This is a genomic window from Chryseolinea sp. H1M3-3 (genome assembly GCF_029360725.1).
Classification (GTDB): domain Bacteria; phylum Bacteroidota; class Bacteroidia; order Cytophagales; family Cyclobacteriaceae; genus Chryseolinea.
This window is the reverse complement of record NZ_JARKMY010000009.1, coordinates 427,561-445,309: the sequence shown is the minus strand read 5'-3', so window position 1 is coordinate 445,309 and position 17,749 is coordinate 427,561. Positions and strand designations below refer to the sequence as shown.

15 protein-coding genes are annotated in these 17,749 nt (G+C 41.5%); 13 read left to right on the top strand and 2 right to left on the bottom strand.

Annotation, left to right across the window (positions count from 1 at the left end):
- Nucleotides 1-208 precede the first annotated feature (208 nt).
- The gene (locus P2W71_RS16470; protein WP_276372384.1) at nt 209-2,602 is read left to right on the top strand and encodes an FtsX-like permease family protein; all 2,394 of its coding nucleotides are present in this window, start codon (nt 209-211) and stop codon (nt 2,600-2,602) included.
- A 55-nt stretch (nt 2,603-2,657) separates the two neighbouring features.
- Entirely contained in the window at nt 2,658-5,099 is a 2,442-nt protein-coding gene (locus P2W71_RS16465; protein ID WP_276372383.1) for an ABC transporter permease, read from the top strand.
- A gap of 149 nt (nt 5,100-5,248) precedes the next feature.
- Here the strand turns inward: P2W71_RS16465 and P2W71_RS16460 are convergent, their stop codons facing one another.
- Nucleotides 5,249-5,947 (bottom strand): hypothetical protein, encoded by a 699-nt coding sequence (locus tag P2W71_RS16460; protein WP_276372382.1) that lies wholly within the window; start codon nt 5,945-5,947, stop codon nt 5,249-5,251.
- 288 nt (nt 5,948-6,235) lie between these two features.
- Between P2W71_RS16460 and P2W71_RS16455 the strand changes: the two genes are divergently transcribed.
- The 11 genes from P2W71_RS16455 (at nt 6,236) to P2W71_RS16405 (ending at nt 16,905) form a co-directional block, all read left to right on the top strand.
- Entirely contained in the window at nt 6,236-8,293 is a 2,058-nt protein-coding gene (locus P2W71_RS16455; RefSeq protein ID WP_276372381.1) for a M13 family metallopeptidase, read from the top strand.
- Nucleotides 8,294-8,410: 117 nt separating this feature from the next.
- Nucleotides 8,411-8,602 carry a 30S ribosomal protein THX gene (locus tag P2W71_RS16450; protein WP_276372380.1) on the top strand — a complete coding sequence of 64 codons (192 nt, stop codon included), beginning with the start codon at nt 8,411-8,413 and terminating at the stop codon, nt 8,600-8,602.
- A 170-nt stretch (nt 8,603-8,772) separates the two neighbouring features.
- Complete coding sequence (locus tag P2W71_RS16445; RefSeq protein WP_276372379.1) at nt 8,773-10,176, top strand: anthranilate synthase component I family protein; 1,404 nt, start codon at nt 8,773-8,775, stop codon at nt 10,174-10,176.
- 41 nt (nt 10,177-10,217) lie between these two features.
- Entirely contained in the window at nt 10,218-10,784 is a 567-nt protein-coding gene (locus tag P2W71_RS16440; RefSeq protein ID WP_276372378.1) for an aminodeoxychorismate/anthranilate synthase component II, read from the top strand.
- Nucleotides 10,785-10,849: 65 nt separating this feature from the next.
- Nucleotides 10,850-11,836 carry an anthranilate phosphoribosyltransferase gene (gene trpD, locus P2W71_RS16435; protein WP_276372376.1) on the top strand — a complete coding sequence of 329 codons (987 nt, stop codon included), beginning with the start codon at nt 10,850-10,852 and terminating at the stop codon, nt 11,834-11,836.
- A 69-nt stretch (nt 11,837-11,905) separates the two neighbouring features.
- Entirely contained in the window at nt 11,906-12,715 is an 810-nt protein-coding gene (gene trpC, locus P2W71_RS16430) for an indole-3-glycerol phosphate synthase TrpC (RefSeq protein WP_276372375.1), read from the top strand.
- A 1-nt stretch (nt 12,716) separates the two neighbouring features.
- Entirely contained in the window at nt 12,717-13,361 is a 645-nt protein-coding gene (locus P2W71_RS16425) for a phosphoribosylanthranilate isomerase (protein WP_276372374.1), read from the top strand.
- A 71-nt stretch (nt 13,362-13,432) separates the two neighbouring features.
- Nucleotides 13,433-14,614 carry a tryptophan synthase subunit beta gene (gene trpB, locus P2W71_RS16420; RefSeq protein ID WP_276372373.1) on the top strand — a complete coding sequence of 394 codons (1,182 nt, stop codon included), beginning with the start codon at nt 13,433-13,435 and terminating at the stop codon, nt 14,612-14,614.
- 86 nt (nt 14,615-14,700) lie between these two features.
- Nucleotides 14,701-15,489, top strand: coding sequence for a tryptophan synthase subunit alpha (trpA, locus tag P2W71_RS16415; RefSeq protein WP_276372372.1), 789 nt, complete (start codon nt 14,701-14,703; stop codon nt 15,487-15,489).
- A gap of 18 nt (nt 15,490-15,507) precedes the next feature.
- A complete protein-coding gene (locus P2W71_RS16410) occupies nt 15,508-16,518 on the top strand; it encodes a bifunctional 3-deoxy-7-phosphoheptulonate synthase/chorismate mutase (RefSeq protein ID WP_276372371.1) in 1,011 nt (336 codons plus the stop codon).
- Nucleotides 16,519-16,557: 39 nt separating this feature from the next.
- Nucleotides 16,558-16,905 carry an ArsC family reductase gene (locus tag P2W71_RS16405; RefSeq protein ID WP_276372370.1) on the top strand — a complete coding sequence of 116 codons (348 nt, stop codon included), beginning with the start codon at nt 16,558-16,560 and terminating at the stop codon, nt 16,903-16,905.
- An 8-nt stretch (nt 16,906-16,913) separates the two neighbouring features.
- On the opposite strand, the gene surE is transcribed toward P2W71_RS16405, so the two are convergent.
- Entirely contained in the window at nt 16,914-17,648 is a 735-nt protein-coding gene (gene surE / locus P2W71_RS16400; protein ID WP_276372369.1) for a 5'/3'-nucleotidase SurE, read from the bottom strand.
- Nucleotides 17,649-17,749 lie beyond the last annotated feature (101 nt).

Here is a 17,749-nt window from a genome sequence, read left to right as displayed (position 1 = left end):
TCTTAAAAAATGTATCAAATGCAAACAGTACAATGTATCGTAAACGATACACATTTTTTTATGGATGCGCTTGTAAATAGGTGTAATTTATTGATCTATAGTGATTTACAAGCATGGCATCTCCTTTGGTAGCGAAGAGCAAGGTAAAACTACGTGGCGTTGTAGATTACCTTAAGCAATTTGGTCTTCAATAAACTTGTCAACTGCTATGGTCCGTAACTATCTTTTAATAGCCTTTCGCTCCATCATTAAAAACAAGGGCCATGCACTTGTCAATGTTTTTGGTTTAGCGCTGGGCATCACTTGTTCTATTGTCATTTTTCTAATTGTTAGGTTCGAACTTAGCTATGATAATTTTCATCCGGAAAGCGATCGTATCTATAGAATCGTGACCATGTTCACAAAGTCAGACAAACCTGGATATGGTTCGGGAATGACTTATCCGCTACCCGAAGCGTTGCGTCAGGATTTTGCTGATCTTCAATATGTGTCCATCGTGGATAACAATTTAGACGATCCCGTGATCACCATTACAAAAGATGATGGCAGTGAAAATCGATTTAAAGAAAAAAAGGTTGTCTTTGTGGACCCCGAATACCTTAAAATTTTTAAGCATGAATGGATTGCGGGCAATGATAATTCATTAACAGCCGAAAAGACTGCTATAATCACAGCCTCCCTCGCGAGGAAATACTTCGGTAATGAACCTGCTTTAAACAAAGTCATTAATTTCAACAATCAATTTGATGTTACGATTACCGGCGTAATAGCAGACCCACCGCTCAATACCGATTTTTCGTTCGAATTGATTTTATCATCCCGCCTGGGAAAAGATAAACGGGGGTGGGAAGGTTGGGGAGCTGCGGCTTCCTCTATAAATTGTTATGTTAAACTGAATAAATCAACTACCCAAGAAGATTTTAATTCAAAGCTTAAAGACTGGCATTTAAAATATTTTACGGGGGATAACGAGGAAGATGGAAAGTCCCGAAGATATTTTTTGCAGCCACTCAACGATGTTCATACGGATACGAGGTTTCACAACTTCAGCCACAGGGTTGTGTCAAAAGTAACATTGCTGTCTCTTTCTTCCATTGGTATCTTATTGTTAATGACTGCCTGCATCAATTTTATCAATCTCAATACAGTATTGATTATCAAAAGATCAAAAGAAGCGGGTGTAAGAAAAACTTTGGGTAGCAGTCGCAGTCAGCTTATCTGGCAGTTCATGGGCGAAACATTTCTTATCTCATTACTTGCACTAATTATTTCCGCGGGACTATCCGAATTGTTGTTAATTAATCTTCAGCCTGTTCTCACATACCGTCTCAGTTTCTTTTCGATGTTTGATGGACTGACCATCGCTTATTTGGTTTTTCTGCCCATACTTGTAACCACACTGGCGGGAATATATCCTGCCATCAGGCTTGCAAGATTTCAACCTGCAACCACATTAAAAGGCATCGCCTCTTATGGTGAAGGCCTTATTCTCCGACGAACATTAATTGTGTTTCAATTATTCATAGCACAAGGGCTTGTTATTACCACGATTATTACCGCTAAGCAAATTAATCACTTCATGTCGCAGCCGCTAGGCCTCAATAGTGAAGCCGTGATAGAATTTCCTTTGCCGGAAAATAAAAAGGAATTTATTCAGACATTAAAAGAAAGGCTGCTTACAATTTCAGGGGTTGAATCTATAGCCATGAGTAATACTGGGGCAACGTCACAAAGTTCCTGGGGTGGTGAGTTTGCCGCTACAGTAAAAAACGATGTTGTGAAAGCATATACCAACGTAAAGTTTGCTGATGAGGGTTTTTTAAAAACCTATGGATTAAACCTGACATACGGAGAAGGTATTATTCCATCGGACACGGCTAACCGTTTCGTTGTAAATGAAAAGTTTGTCAAAACGTTGGGATTCCAAAACCCAGCAGACGCTATCGGAACGCCTGTGGACATGTGGGGAAAAAAATCAGTTATTATGGGTGTCGTTAAAGACTTTAATCCAACTCCATTACAGTTTCAATTATCACCCGTTATCATTCTGGCCGGCATGGATAGCTATTATGTTGGTGCGGTTCGTTTAAATACTAACGACCTGCAAAATACTATCCGGCAAATTCAAAATACATGGGAGTCGGTTTATCCAAAATATGTATTTGAGCACACTTTTCTAGACGACCAGATAGACCATTTTTACGACGCGGAGAAACGCAATTCGTACATTATGGGCTTCTTTTCAGTAGTTGCTATTTTTATCGGATGTATCGGTCTTTTGGGACTTGTTTCTTTCATGGTACAACAGAAGATCAAAGAAATCGGAATCCGGAAAACTTTTGGCGCGTCGGTTGGTCAGATCGTAGGTTTGTTATCCAAGGAGTTCGTTGTGTTAATCGGAATCTCATTCCTGTTATCCGCACCGTTGGCGTACTACTTTATGCAAAAATGGCTTAGCAACTTTGCCTATAAATACAGCATGACGGGTCTTGAATTCTTAGCCGGGTTTTTATTGACGCTAATAATTTCTATGCTAACAATCGGTTACCGCTCGATTCGGGCAGCAAGAGCAAATCCGATTGATGCATTACGAACGGAATAAATTTGATCTACCACACTTCAACGCCTCGAACGTCAACCCTTCAACACTTTTTCCCATGTTACAAAACTATTTCAAAACCGCACTTCGTACCATACTTCGCGAACGTTATTATGCATTGATAAAGGTAATTGGCCTGGCATTAGGTTTGGGTACTACAATGGTCATCTTCGTATATGTATCACACGAAGTCAGCTTCGACAATTACCACCGGAATGTTGACCGCATGTATTGCATCGTACAAACCAATCTTTGGGATCCTGCTGGTGGATTGTTTAACTCCACCGGCCCAGCCGTTGCGTTCGGCTTGATTAATGAGTATCCTGAAATTGAAGCGGTGATGAGAATCAACACACCAGGCGCACAGCTCGTGAGATATACAAAACCCGATGGCGACATTATCGCAATTAATGAAGAACGTTTCTTTGCCGCCGATTCTAATTTCTTTTCCTTCTTTGATTATAAACTTAAAGAGGGCGATCCCCAAACGGCATTGAAGGGTATTGGGAAAGTTGTACTTTCCGACAAAGCCGCCATCAGACTTTTTGGAGATCAGCCCGCCCTCGGCAAAATTATTTTAGTTGGTAATGACAGAACGGCCGTTGAAGTGACAGGTGTAACCGAAACGCAACCAACAAATACTCATTTTCATTTCGATTACATGATCTCCATGTACACAAATCCAAATATTAAAGAATTTGACTGGAGTTGGATATGGACTCAGGTGGTGACCTATGTTAAACTGAGGCCAGGTGCAGACGCGGTGGCGCTTGACATGAAGCTTAAAACATTCGCAGATCGTTATGCTCTTGCTACGTTCAAAAAGCTTCATATGGATTACAACAGTTTTGTTCGTGAACGCGGCGAATGGAAATTATATCTTCAGCCTGTAAAAGATATCCACCTTCAATCTTATAAGACGGGCAACAGGTTAGGCCCTGAAGGCGACATCAGATATGTGTACGTGTTTAGTGCCATTGGCATTTTTATTCTGCTCATAGCGATCATAAATTTCGTTAACCTTTCGACAGCGAGAGCGGCGAAACGTGCAAAAGAAGTGGGCGTAAAAAAGACCTTGGGAGTGTTGAGAAAGTCGCTTGTCATGCAATTCCAGGTCGAGCATATTATGATGACTTTTGTTGCCATGCTTCTTGGACTCGGTGTTATGGAAATATTACGTTTGATCATTCAACCTGTTGTTGGAATCGAGATACCGATATCTGCCATGAATGGTGCTTTATCGGTTGCACTCATTTTAATAACACCGGTGCTAGTAGGTTTTTTTGCAGGACTATATCCGGCATTTTACTTAACGTCATTTCAGCCGGCACAGGTGTTGAAGGGAAGACTTTCGTCCGGATTTAAGAAATCCACATTCAGAAATACCCTTGTGGTATTTCAATTTTCAATTTCCATCGTATTGATGGTCGCCACTTTGGTTGTTTTTCAACAGCTAAAATTCTACCAAACAAAAGATATCGGTTTTGATCGAGAAAATTTGATCGTTATTAACCATGTTGATAAAATAGGGCAGCAGTTAGAATCTTTTCGCGAAGAAATTTCACAGATACCTGGCGTCACCAGCGCTTCGCTCTCGATGGATATACGCGAAGGTTTTGAAGATATGTTTATGCGTGAAGGAGATGATACGAAGCATTCTATTTCGATTATCAAGGTCGAAGAACATTTTTTTGAGACAACCAAAATGAAATTACTGTCAGGAAGGGTTTTTGAAAAAAACAGGCCGTCGGATTTGAATGCTGTTGTGCTTACCGAAACGACTTGTAGGCTATTAGGCTGGACGATAGAGGAAGCTATTGGTAAACGAGTCATTTATATTGGAGATGATCTAGGTCCTCAGGAAGTTATTGGTGTTGTGAAAGACGTTCATCTTCAGCCTTTGCGCAACACAATATTTCCCTTCATGTTTTTTAACATTCAATCCAATATTAATGGACCCGATCGGATCGCGTTGGTACGGTATAACACCGAAGAGGTATCCGAACTTACAAATAAACTAGAGGCGAAATGGAAACAATTATCGGATTCACCGATGTCATTTTCGTTTTATGATGAACAACTAAAACAGCAGTATGTGCCGGAGCGAAGGTTGGGCGCCATGTTTATAATTTTTACAGGTCTTTCTATCACCATTGCGGTGATGGGGTTAGTAGGACTGGTTTCTTATTCAGCGGAACAACGCAAAAAGGAGATTGGAATCAGAAAAGTTTTCGGCGCATCTTTACCTGGGATTTACCTGATGTTTAATAAAGAATACATCCGACTTATCATCATTGCTTTATTTACAGCAGCACCTACGTCATGGTATTTGATGCAACAGTGGCTTAGTGCCATTCCCGAGCACAACCGAATAACTATCAGTCCGCTTATTTTTGTTAGTGCCTTCATCGCTGAATTAATACTTGCGGTAATTTGTGTAGGTTACCTGGCGATCCGGGCAGCGTCACTTAACCCGGTTGAAGTGCTGAAGGAAGAATAAATAAAAATCAACGACCTGCGCACTCATTGTTTATACTGATTGAAAATGGAAATATTTAGTGGAGAAGCAGCGTTCCGTTTTTAATTAAATGACAACCAATATCTGATTGTATTCAATGTACAAAGTGCAGCAGACGTAAGAACGTAGGATCATTTCTCAATCTTAACCAACAATTGACGGTTAGTTAGTTTTCCGTCGTCAGTATACATTTCAGATTTGACCATCCCTGCATCTTTCGCATACCACACCGCTGATTTGGAAGAATTTCGCCCTTTGTCGTCGGATGTTATGTAGGTCACTTTGTAACAACTAAAAGTGCCCGCAGGAGTTGTAATATTTTCCTGGGCTTCAACTTTTCGATCTTTTACATGGAACGTACGGTTCATCAGTGTCATGTTACCCATGGCCATTTTAATGTTGTAGGATACATCCTTTAACGTTTGCCCTACTGAAAGATTTGAAGGGAGGTCGAGGCGATCACCAGTCACATCCATACTCATCCCCGTTTCACCCATGTTCATTTGTTGACCATTGTCCATCGTTAGGGACATTGACTTCATATCAAAATGCAATACACCGTTTTCACAGGTCCAATTTAATTCTGACGAGGAAATCTTATCGCCTTTTTTTGGATCATACATGTCCTGAGCTAACGTTGCACTCATGTTGTCTCCGGAGCCGGATACATTTTTCATCGTGTGAGACATTTTAAAAGTCATCTTCTCTTTTTTGTCGTACATCTCGTATTCATACCGGACATTCTCCTTTAAAGGAAAAAATTCGTTGCATTGTGCGAAGAGTTGTGCCGACAGAATCACGGCAAGGAATGTTATAAGCAGGCGTGTCATATTGATCAGTTTAGGAGCAGCAATATTCAAAAGTTATTACAAATAGACCATACCAGAATAAAGGATTTGATGCTAATTTTTTTGTCTCCGACTTTTAATCAAAGACGATAACCATTCAAAACTGCGATTATTGCCTAAACGCCTGCCGCGGCATCGTACTTAAGTTCAAGTATCCGACCTCTATCTTCTAAAGTACTCCAATCTGTGGTATTCGGGAACGTTTCCCAGTAAAATACCATTGTTAACATCGGTTTTGCTTTTATATTCGTGGCAAACTCATTAACCCTTATGAAAAAAATATTGTACCTCGTACTGGCAGGAGGGGGATTTCTAATTGCTGCTTGTGCTTCCCAAAAAACTGAAGAAAAGCTTACTGGCGTGGGAATTAACCTGCAGCATGTTGATTCCGCTGTCAGGCCGCAGGATGATTTCTTCAAATTTGTTAACGGTGGCTGGATCTCAAAGGCTGCTATACCTCCGGATCAAGGTCGTTGGGGCTCCTTTAATGAACTGCGAGAATTCAATAACGAAGCGGTTTTAAATGTGTTAAAGAAAGCCGGAGCGGATACGGAAAAGTATTCCGAAGGAACCGACCAGCGCAAGGCTGCCGATTTTTATTCCATAGGAATGGATTCAGTTCTTGCCGAGAAAGTAGGCACAGAGCCTCTAAAGCCTTACCTCGAACAGATCAATAATATCAAAAGTAAAAACGATATTCAGAATTATCTGGTGGCAGATGTGAAGACCGGCGGAGGAGCCTTCTTTGGTTTTAGTGTTTTTCCCGATCTTAAGAATAGTAAGAAGATGGCTGCTTATCTGGAGTCAGGCGGATTAGGACTACCCGAACGTGATTACTATCTGAATGAGGATGCAAAGTCAAAAGAAACGCGGGAGAAATACAAAACATTCATCGCGAACCTGTTTAAGTTAAACGGTGAGCAAGAAGCGCAGGCCAATGCAAACGGGGCTGTTGTACTTGCTATAGAAACACAGCTGGCCAAAAAAATGCTGAGTAAAGAGGACAGAAGAAATCCGACACTTCAATACAATCCAAAGTCGGTGGCCGATCTCTCCAAACTTGTTCCGTCAGTCGATTGGAAAAAATATTTCTCCGAACTTAACGTAAATGAGGATACCCTGATCGTTACGGAGCCTGCTTATTTGCAAGAGTATGAAAAGATCGTTAGCACATACAAACTGGATGATATAAAAACTTACTTGAAAGCAGCATTGCTCCGCGGCTCGGCACCCTTCCTGAATAATGCTTTTGTGACTGAGTCATTTAATTTCAATAGCAAATATCTGCGCGGCACTGATAAAATGCGCCCTCGTTGGAAACGAGTCCTTGATGTAACCGATGGATTCTTAGGTGAAGCTATAGGCAAGCTGTATGTTGAAGAACATTTTCCCCCGGAAGCAAAGCAAAAAGCATTGGATATGGTGGAGAACATTAAACTCGCATTTGCCGATCGTCTGAAAAGTTTGGATTGGATGTCGGATTCAACCAAAGAAATGGCGTTAAAAAAATTAAGCACTTTTACGGTTAAGATTGGATATCCTGATAAGTGGAAAGATTATTCCAAGTTGGAAATTGAAAAGTCGCCGGAGAAGGCGTCTTACTTTACCAACGCTGTGCGTGCTGCCCGGTTTCAGGTAGAAGAAGAGATTGCAAAACTTGATAAACCGGTGGATAAGACAGAATGGGAGATGACTCCTCAAACGGTGAATGCCTATTATAATCCGCTATTTAATGAAATCGTTTTTCCTGCCGGGATTTTGCAACCACCCTTTTACGATTACAGGGCTGATGAAGCTGTTAACTATGGCGGCATAGGAGCTGTAATCGGACACGAAATATCGCATGGTTTTGATGACCAGGGAAGTCAGTTTGATGCTGAGGGAAACCTTAAAAACTGGTGGGCAGAAAAAGATCTTGCGCTGTTCAAAGAAAAGGGGAAAGCGTATGCCCAACAGTATAATAAATATGAACCACTACCAGGTGTCTTTGTGCAGGGTGAATTTACGCTCGGTGAAAATATTGGCGATCTTGGCGGAATTGTAATGGCGTATGAAGGTTTGCAACGTTTCTACAAAACCAATAAAAAGCCTGGCCCGATTGATGGTCTAACGCCTGAACAACGATTCTTTGTGTCATGGGCTACCATTTGGCGTATCAAGTTTAAAGATGAGTTTTTACGCACCCAGGTATTGACAGATCCCCATGCTCCCGGTATGTATAGAGCAAATGGGCCTTTAACTAACTTTGAACCCTTCTATGAAGCATTTGGAGTGAAAGAAGGGGATAAGATGTTTAGACCAGATAGCGCGCGGGTGAAGATTTGGTAGAAGTAAAGGTCCATTGTTTGAGTGACAACGGTGGACTTGCCGCAACTTTTTTCTGATCTCCTTTTGCAATCAATGAAGACTTTCTTATAATTGCGCTCTCAAATCACGAAAAATTCCATGGGAAAAGGAGATAAAAAATCGAAAAAAGGAAAAATCTGGAGAGATTCTTATGGGAATTCAAGAAAGAAAAAAGCTCTTAAAGCAAAACTAAAAAGAACTGCCTCAAAGAAAGTTGCTCCTGCAGCATCAGCTGCTGACGCTGCTGCGAAGCCCAAAAGAACCGCTCCAAAGAAGAAAGCGGATGCTTAATTAAATATGAAAAGATTATCAAACATAGCTTGGTGGTGGCACAGATCAGTACTCGATTTGTGAACAGCCTTGTTATGACTTTAAAATAAGCCGAAGGCCTGCTGTTCACAGCAGGCCTTCTTTTTTTGTTACTAAATAAACTTCACCCTAAGTGAAAAATTAAATTTGACATGAAGTACAAACTGAAAACGTATTCTAAAAAGCTGTTAGCCGACACAATTACCCCAGTGAACATTTATCTCAAGCTCCGGGATGTTTATGCAGGAAGTATTCTCCTGGAGAGTTCCGACTATCACGGACATGAAAACAGTTTGTCTTTTATCTGTTGTGAACCGATCGCATCTTTTCAAGTGAGTGATGATGTAGTGGAGTCACGTTATCCTGATGGTCAATTTTTTAGCGCACCGATTACGAGAGTGGGCCAGGTAACGGAGTTGTTTGATAATTTTAGAAGTGCATTTGAACCCGATAAGGTTGTCTCCAAGTATGTAAACTGTGGTTTATTTGGCTACATGGCTTACGACTCGATCCGTTACTTCGAAGACGTGGCGATTACCCAAAAAGAAAAACTTATTCCTGATATCCTTTATAAATTATATCGATACGTAATTATTGTTGATCATTTCTCCAATGAGTTAAGTCTATTTGAACATTGCTATGAGGGAAACGTCGAATGCAGGAGTACGTTGGATAGGATTGAACAAATTATTTTCAGCAATCGTTTTGCTACCTACCGTTTTTCGCTCACCGATGGCGAAACTTCCAATGTTGACGACGAATCTTTTTTAAAGATCATTGAAAAGGGAAAAGAACATTGTTACCGGGGCGATGTCTTTCAAATTGTTCTCTCCCGGAGGTTTGTCACGGGGTTTAAGGGCGATGAGTTTAATGTTTATCGTTCGTTGCGTTCTATAAATCCATCCCCTTATTTATTCTATTTCGACTATGGCAGTTTTAAATTGCTGGGTTCTTCTCCCGAGGCGCAACTGCAGGTAGCAAACGGTAAAGCACACATCTACCCTATAGCGGGCACGTTCCGAAGATCTGGTAACGATCAGGAAGATGCTGCCCTCGCCGAAAAACTTGCTGGGGATGAGAAGGAAAATGCTGAACATGTCATGCTTGTTGATTTGGCGCGAAACGACATGAGCAGAAATGCAGCGCACGTAAAAGTAGAAGTCTTTAAAGAAATTCAATTCTATTCTCACGTTATTCATCTGGTTTCTAAAGTAACCGGGACATTGAGTAAAGATGCTTCAGTTATTCGCATGGCAGCGGATACTTTTCCTGCAGGAACATTATCCGGAGCACCAAAGCATATGGCGATCACACTCATTAATAAATATGAAAATATAAACCGGAGTTTTTACGGTGGGGCTATTGGCTTTATCGGGTTTGATGGTTCTTTCAACCATGCGATCATGATTCGAACATTTTTAAGTCATGGTAACAAATTGATCTTCCAGGCTGGTGCTGGTGTGGTCTCAAAATCAAAGGCTGAGAGTGAACTTCAGGAAGTAAACAATAAACTTGAAGCGCTGCGGAAAGCAGTGCTAATGGCGGAAAAGATTTGATTGAAAATAATGACGATTGGAAAATTAGAAGATTAAATACGATGAAAATTTTAGTACTCGATAACTACGACTCATTTACATACAACCTGGTGCATATCTTAAGGGAGCTTGGACAAACTCTGGACATCTACAGAAATGACAAAATAACGGTGGAGGATGTAAAAAAATACGACAAGATTCTATTATCACCTGGTCCCGGTATTCCAGACGAAGCTGGTATCATGAAACAAGTGATCAAAGAATACGGCCCGACTAAAAGTATTTTAGGGATTTGTCTTGGCCACCAGGGAATTGGAGAAGTCTATGGAGCTTCACTGATTAATATTCCTAAAGTTCTTCACGGCGTTACTTCAACCGTCGAAGTAAAGGATGATGATGAATACCTGTTCAAAGGGGTGCCAAAGACATTTCAAGGTACGCACTATCACTCCTGGGCTGTCCGTCCAGAAGGATTTCCGTCAGACTTAAAAATAACGGCAGTCAATGACGAAGGTCTCATCATGGGCCTGCGGCATTTAAAGTATGATGTCAAAGGATTGCAATTTCACCCGGAATCCATCATGACCCCAGAAGGTCCAAAGATGATTTCAAATTGGCTGAAAAGCTAAATGGGCGGCATCAGACTGTAACGCAACCACGTCAACACTTAGAACCACAACACTTCAACACCTCGATGAAACATATTCTAAACGAACTGATCGACCACCGATCTCTCACAAAAGAAACCGCACGACAGGTACTCGTAGAGTTAGCACTGGGTAAATATAATCCCAGCCAGACTTCTGCTTTCATGACTGTTTATATGATGCGAAGTATCACCGTCGATGAACTTCAAGGGTTTCGTGATGCGATGCTCGAGCTTTGTGTTCCTGCCAGATTTGATCAACCCGTGATGGACGTTTGTGGTACAGGAGGAGATGGAAAGAATACCTTCAATATGTCAACGCTGTCTTCATTTGTGGTGGCGGCCGCTGGGCAGCCCGTTGCAAAACATGGTAACTATGGCGTGTCATCAGCTTGCGGCTCGTCCAACTTGCTAGAATATTTTGGATACAAGTTCACAAATGATATTGACGAGTTAAAACGCAGTCTCGATCGTGCAAATATTTGTTTCATGCATGCGCCGTTGTTTCATCCTGCCATGAAAAATGTCGCGCCGATTCGAAAGGAACTAGGAGTGAAGACATTTTTCAATATGCTGGGCCCAATGGTAAATCCTTCTTTTCCAAAGCGTCAGCTTGTAGGCGTTTTTAGTTTAGAACTCGCGCGTCAGTATGGCTATCTATATCAAAACACCGATAAGGATTTTGTGATTCTTCATTCTTTGGATGGTTATGACGAAATCTCTTTGACGGGGGCATTCAAATTTTTCTACAACGGAGGGGAGAAAATTGCAGACCCACGTGATCTTGGATTGCCTCAGCTTAAGTACGAGGATATCAAGGGTGGAGACACTGTTGAGGAGTCGGCAAGTGTTTTTATGAGCGTACTGCAAGGAAAAGGGACACCAGCACAAAATGCTGCAATCATAGCCAACGCTGGAATGTCGCTTTTTGCAGGGCACCAGGATCAGGGTATAACGAAAGCTATGGAACGCGCAAAAGAAGCATTGGTGTCAGGAAAAGCATTTGAAGCATTTAAAAAATTAATTAACGCATAGAACTTGTGGGTACGTTTGATGGCCTTTAAACTCCAACACGCCGAACCCCAGCACTTCAACACTTTAATCATGAATATACTAGATACGATCATCGAGCATAAACGCAAGGAAGTCGCGGAACGTAAAGAACTTTATCCGGTAAAATTTTTGGAACAAAGTATTTACTTTCAGAGTCAACCAGTTTCTTTAAAGAAATATATTCAGCGTGAAGATAAATCTGGAATTATTGCCGAGATAAAACGTAAGTCGCCGTCGAAAGGCATTATCAATCCACATGTCTCTATCGAACGGACTTCCATTGGTTACATGCAGGCCGGCGCGTCGGCGTTGTCTGTATTAACTGATAAAGAATTTTTTGGAGGAAGTAATGAAGATTTAACGACCGCGCGTAAGTTTAATTTTTGCCCGATCCTCAGAAAAGATTTTACCATTGATGAATACCAGATCGTTGAAGCCAAGTCGATCGGAGCAGACGCGATTTTATTAATTGCTGCTGTATTAGAACCCTCTCAACTAAAGTCTCTTGCTGCTTTCGCACACACTTTTGGACTGGAAGTTTTGTTAGAAGTGCATAATGAAGAAGAACTCGAGAAAAGTTTGGATGCAGGTGCTGATTTGATCGGTGTTAACAACCGTGATCTAAAAACATTCAACCTGAGTATCGAGGTGTCGAAACGACTGGCTGCCCTTATCCCATCTTCTGTTGTAAAAGTATCAGAAAGCGGAATCGAATCCGTGCAGGCTATACTTGATTTGAAACAGTATGGTTATGAGGGATTTTTGATGGGTCAAAACTTCATGCAACATAGCCGCCCGGAAGCTGCGTGTAAAGAGTTCATAGATGATTTGCGAAAAGCAATTGGTCAAAAAGTAGCGTAACATGGGAGAGAAAAAAAATATAGCAATCAAAATATGCGGCATGCGTGATCATGAAAACATCATGGAAGTTGCAACACTGAGCCCACAATATTTTGGTTTTATATTTTATGCCAAGTCACCACGCTTTGTGGGAGAAGATTTCTCACTTCCAAAAAATTTGCCACGTTCTATCAAAAAAGTAGGTGTCTTTGTGAACGAAGGAAATGCTACAATTTTATTAAAAGCAAAAAAAATTGGGCTCGAGTTTATTCAATTGCACGGAAATGAAAAGGTAGCCCAAGCCGAAGAGTTAAAGGCAGCCGGCCTCGGTGTCATTAAAGTTTTTTCGGTGAATGATGAATTTACATTCGATGAGACAACACCTTTTAAAAAAACAGTAGACTACTTTCTTTTCGATACCAAAGGAAAATTCTACGGCGGCAACGCGGAGACTTTTAATTGGAATATTTTAAGAAAGTATGACCAGGAGATCCCTTTTTTTCTCAGCGGTGGACTTTCCCCTGAGAATGTACATAACGTAAACGACATCGTTAGTATGAACATTCACGCACTCGATTTAAACAGCGGTGTAGAATTTAGCCCCGGATTAAAGAGCTTAGAAAAAATTAAAAGCATAACACAAATAGCTACGAACTTCGAACTGTGATAAGTCAAAAAAAAGAGATTTTTACCACTACTTCAACACTTAGAACTTCAACACTTCAACACTTCTAAAACATGAAATATACCGTCAACGCAAAAGGATACTACGGACAATTCGGAGGCGCTTTCATTCCCGAAATGTTGTATCCCAATGTAGAGGAATTGCGCACAAAATATTTGCAGATCATTAATGACCCTGAATATCAGCGTGACTTTCATAAGTTGCTAAAGGACTATGTCGGCAGGCCAACACCGTTGTACCTGGCAAAGCGCCTGTCCAATATTTACAATGCCACGATCTATTTGAAGCGTGAAGATTTGTGTCATACTGGATCACATAAAATAAACAATACCATAGGCCAGATCCTTTTGGCACAACGCTTAGGCAAACAAAAAATAATTGCAGAAACTGGGGCAGGTCAGCATGGTGTCGCAACTGCTACGGTGTGCGCACTGATGGGTATGGAGTGCGTTGTATACATGGGGAAGGTGGACATGGAGCGACAGCGTCCTAACGTAGAGCGTATGCGTATTTTGGGGGCTACAGTTATTCCTGCTTTGAGCGGAAGCATGACATTAAAAGATGCAACCAATGAAGCGATGCGGCACTGGATCAATAATCCAACGGAAACACATTACATCATTGGCTCCGTTGTAGGGCCGCATCCATATCCTGACATGGTTTCAAAATTCCAGTCGATTATAAGCGAGGAAATTAAAAAACAGCTTCAAGAGGAAATCGGCAATTCCTTTCCTGATTACGTATTTGCCTGCGTCGGAGGAGGAAGTAACGCGGCTGGCGCTTTTTATCATTTCCTGGATGACGAACACGTCAACCTGGTTGCCGTTGAAGCTGCGGGTAAAGGATTGACATCTGGTGAGTCTGCGGCTACCACCGCGCTAGGTAAACCCGGCGTGTTACATGGAAGCAAAACCATCTTGATGCAAACAGACGATGGCCAGGTTGTAGAACCTCATTCCATATCTGCAGGTCTCGACTATCCGGGTATCGGACCGATGCATGCGCATTTGTTTGAGGGGGGGCGTGTAAAATTCATTAGTGCAACGGACGATGAATCGCTTAAGGCCGGCATCGAGTTAAGTCGGGCAGAAGGTATTATACCGGCGTTAGAGTCCGCCCATGCATTGGCAGGATTAAGCCAATTTAAGTTTGAGAAAGATGATGTCGTCGTCGTCAATCTCTCTGGCCGCGGAGATAAAGATTTGGAAACATATATTAAGTGGGGAAAGTATTAAACACGATAAATAACTTCCGAAGTTCTGCCCAGGAAGTACTGTACTTCAACACTATGAACTCCAACACTTCAACACTTTTAACACCGATGAAAAATAGAATTAAAACCCTTCTTTCTAATAATAAAAAAGGAATTCTCTCGATGTATTTCACAGCAGGGTTTCCAGCCCTCAAAGATACTGTCACAATAGCCGAATCGTTAGCGAGCGCAGGTGCCGATATAATCGAAATTGGGATACCATACTCAGATCCTGTAGCGGATGGCCCCACCATTCAAGCCAGTAATACAGTGGCATTGAAAAATGGCATGAGACTTTCAATGCTGATCGAGCAAGTAAAGCAAATCAGAAAAACAGTTGATATACCGATTATATTGATGGGCTATATCAACCCGGTATTACAATATGGAATTGAAAAGTTTGCAAAGGATGCAGCCGAAGCAGGAGTCGACGGTGTAATTCTTCCCGATATGCCGATGGATGAATATCTTGAACATTATAAAAAATTGTTCGATTCGTTAAACCTTAGCAACACGTTTTTGATTTCACCTACGACGTCTGAGGAGCGTATCCGAAAAATAGATCAGGTAACCGATGGATTTATTTACGCAGTTTCTGCATCGAGCATCACCGGCGCTAAGGGAAAATTTGAAAAACAACAACTCGATTACTTCGATCGCATTAAGAACATGAAGCTTAGGAATCCTTACCTAATTGGTTTTGGAATCTCGAACCACGATACTTTTTCAATGGCCACTAAATATGGTGCAGGTGCCATTGTTGGAAGTGCCTTTGTAGATCTGCTAAAAAATTCAAAAGACCTGAAAAGAGATATTTCAGCATTTGTAAAATCATTAAAGAATGGACAATCTCATTAAGCTTTTTATCCCGTCGCTATGATCATACAACTAAAAAAGAATATTGCTACATCGGAAAAAGAAGCCATTCTTAACAAAGTCAAAAGTCTGGGTTATAAAACAACAGAAGTAAAAACTCAGCAGGGCGACTACCTGGTTTGTATTGGTAAAAAGGAATTTGATCTCCGACAACTCGGGCACATGGCCGGTATTGAAGATATCCACCGTGTCTCTGATGACTATAAACTGGTATCACGAAAATGGAAAGTAAATCGGACACATATAGACCTTGGTGATGGCGTCACAATTGGGAATGGTTCGTTATCTATTATGGCAGGTCCGTGCTCCATTGAGAACGAGGAACAAGTTCAACAGACGATTGGCCATTTGGTGAAGAACAACGTAAGGATTATGCGCGGCGGTGTGTTTAAACCACGAAGTTCCCCGTATGCATTCAGGGGAATGGGAGTAGAAGGTTTGAAGATGTGGCACACTTTAGCGCGAAAGGCAGGAATTAAGATCATTAGTGAAGTAATGCAGGTTAGTCAGATTGAGGCGATGTACGATTATGTAGACGTATTTCAGGTCGGTGCTCGTAATACGCAAAACTTCAACTTGCTTGATGAACTTGGACGCGTTGACAAAGCAGTCATGATTAAAAGAGGTATCTCTGGTACAATCGAAGAACTTTTGTATTCGGCGGAGTATGTTTTTTCTGCTGGGAATGAAAAACTAATCTTATGTGAAAGGGGAATCAGGACCTACGAGCGGGCAAGCCGTAATACCCTTGATGTCAATGCAATCCCTATATTGAAGGAGAAGACGCACTTGCCAGTTGTCGCTGATCCCTCTCACGGTATAGGTATACGTGAATTTGTAGATCCTATCGCTTTGGCAATTGTTATGGCTGGAGCAGATGGAATCATTTATGAAACACATCAAAAACCAGAGGAAGCAGCCAGCGATGGACAACAAACCTTGAACTTTGAGGAATCAGAAGCGCTCATAAGAAAGTTGCGTAAAACATTTGACCTGAGAATAAGCTTCTGAAACACTAATTTTACATTTGTGCTCAATTAAACAAAAGATATGATCGTTTACGGAATCAAAAACTGTAATACCGTTAAGTCAGCGATTGAATGGCTGAAAAGACATAATCTTGAATTTGAGTTTCATGACTATAAAAGCAAGGGAATCACGGACGCGAAACTCAAAAGCTGGTGCAAGCAAGTAGGATGGGAGAGCCTTGTGAACAAACGAGGAACCACGTGGCGACAACTGGACGAATCCGTTCAAAAGGAAATTACCAATGAAGCTGCTGCACTTGTCTTGATGAAAGAAAAAACCAGTGTCATTAAACGACCCTTGATTGAAGTTAATGATAAGGTAATCGCGCTAGGTTTTGATGAAACAGCCTTCACGAAAACTTTTAAATAAAAAAGTTTTCATGCGACGGGCTGTTTCTGAATAGCCTGGAATAATTCTTTCTCATTGGTTAAATCTAATCGCAGCGGTGTGATTGAAACGTAACCCTGGTCAACGGCCCATCGATCTGTGCCTTCTTCAGCAGGTTCTAAGGGCACCACTGTAAACCAATAGTGTTTCCTTCCCAACGGGTCTGTTCCCGGTACGACTTTGCCATCGTATTGCCTTACTGATTGTCGTGTCCACCGTATGCCTACTGGTTTTTTTGGAAAATTCACGTTAATAAGTTTCAAGTCCGGGTTTTCTAACAAGAGCGCTAGTGTCTTTTCAACGAACGGTTCCAATGCGTTGAAATCAGGTTCAGACTTTCCTGCTGGGGTGCTGAGGGCAATTCCCTTCATTCCCAATAATACAGCTTGTTTGGCACCTGCCAATGTTCCTGAATGCCACATTGAGTTTCCTAAGTTTGAACCCATGTTGATACCTGATAAAACCACATCGATAGGCGATAAATGAGATCCCAAGGCCACACAGTCAGCAGGCGTACCGTTAACTCTGTAGGCCTCTATACCTTCAAAGTTTATGGGCGACTTTTTATAGAACAACGGCCTGGATGCTGTAATAGCGTGTCCCATGGATGATTGTTCAACGTCGGGAGCTACGACCCGTACTTCACCGAACCTGGAAGCGATCTTTGCCAGGGCGGCAATTCCGGGACTGTAAATGCCATCATCATTTGTTACCAGTATTTTCATGTATATATATTTTTAAATGTTAATGTGTAGTCAGTAATTTGAATAAGACTTAAGACAAAGCACGGAGTGACGGCTGTTTTGTTAGCCTGTAACCAAATATT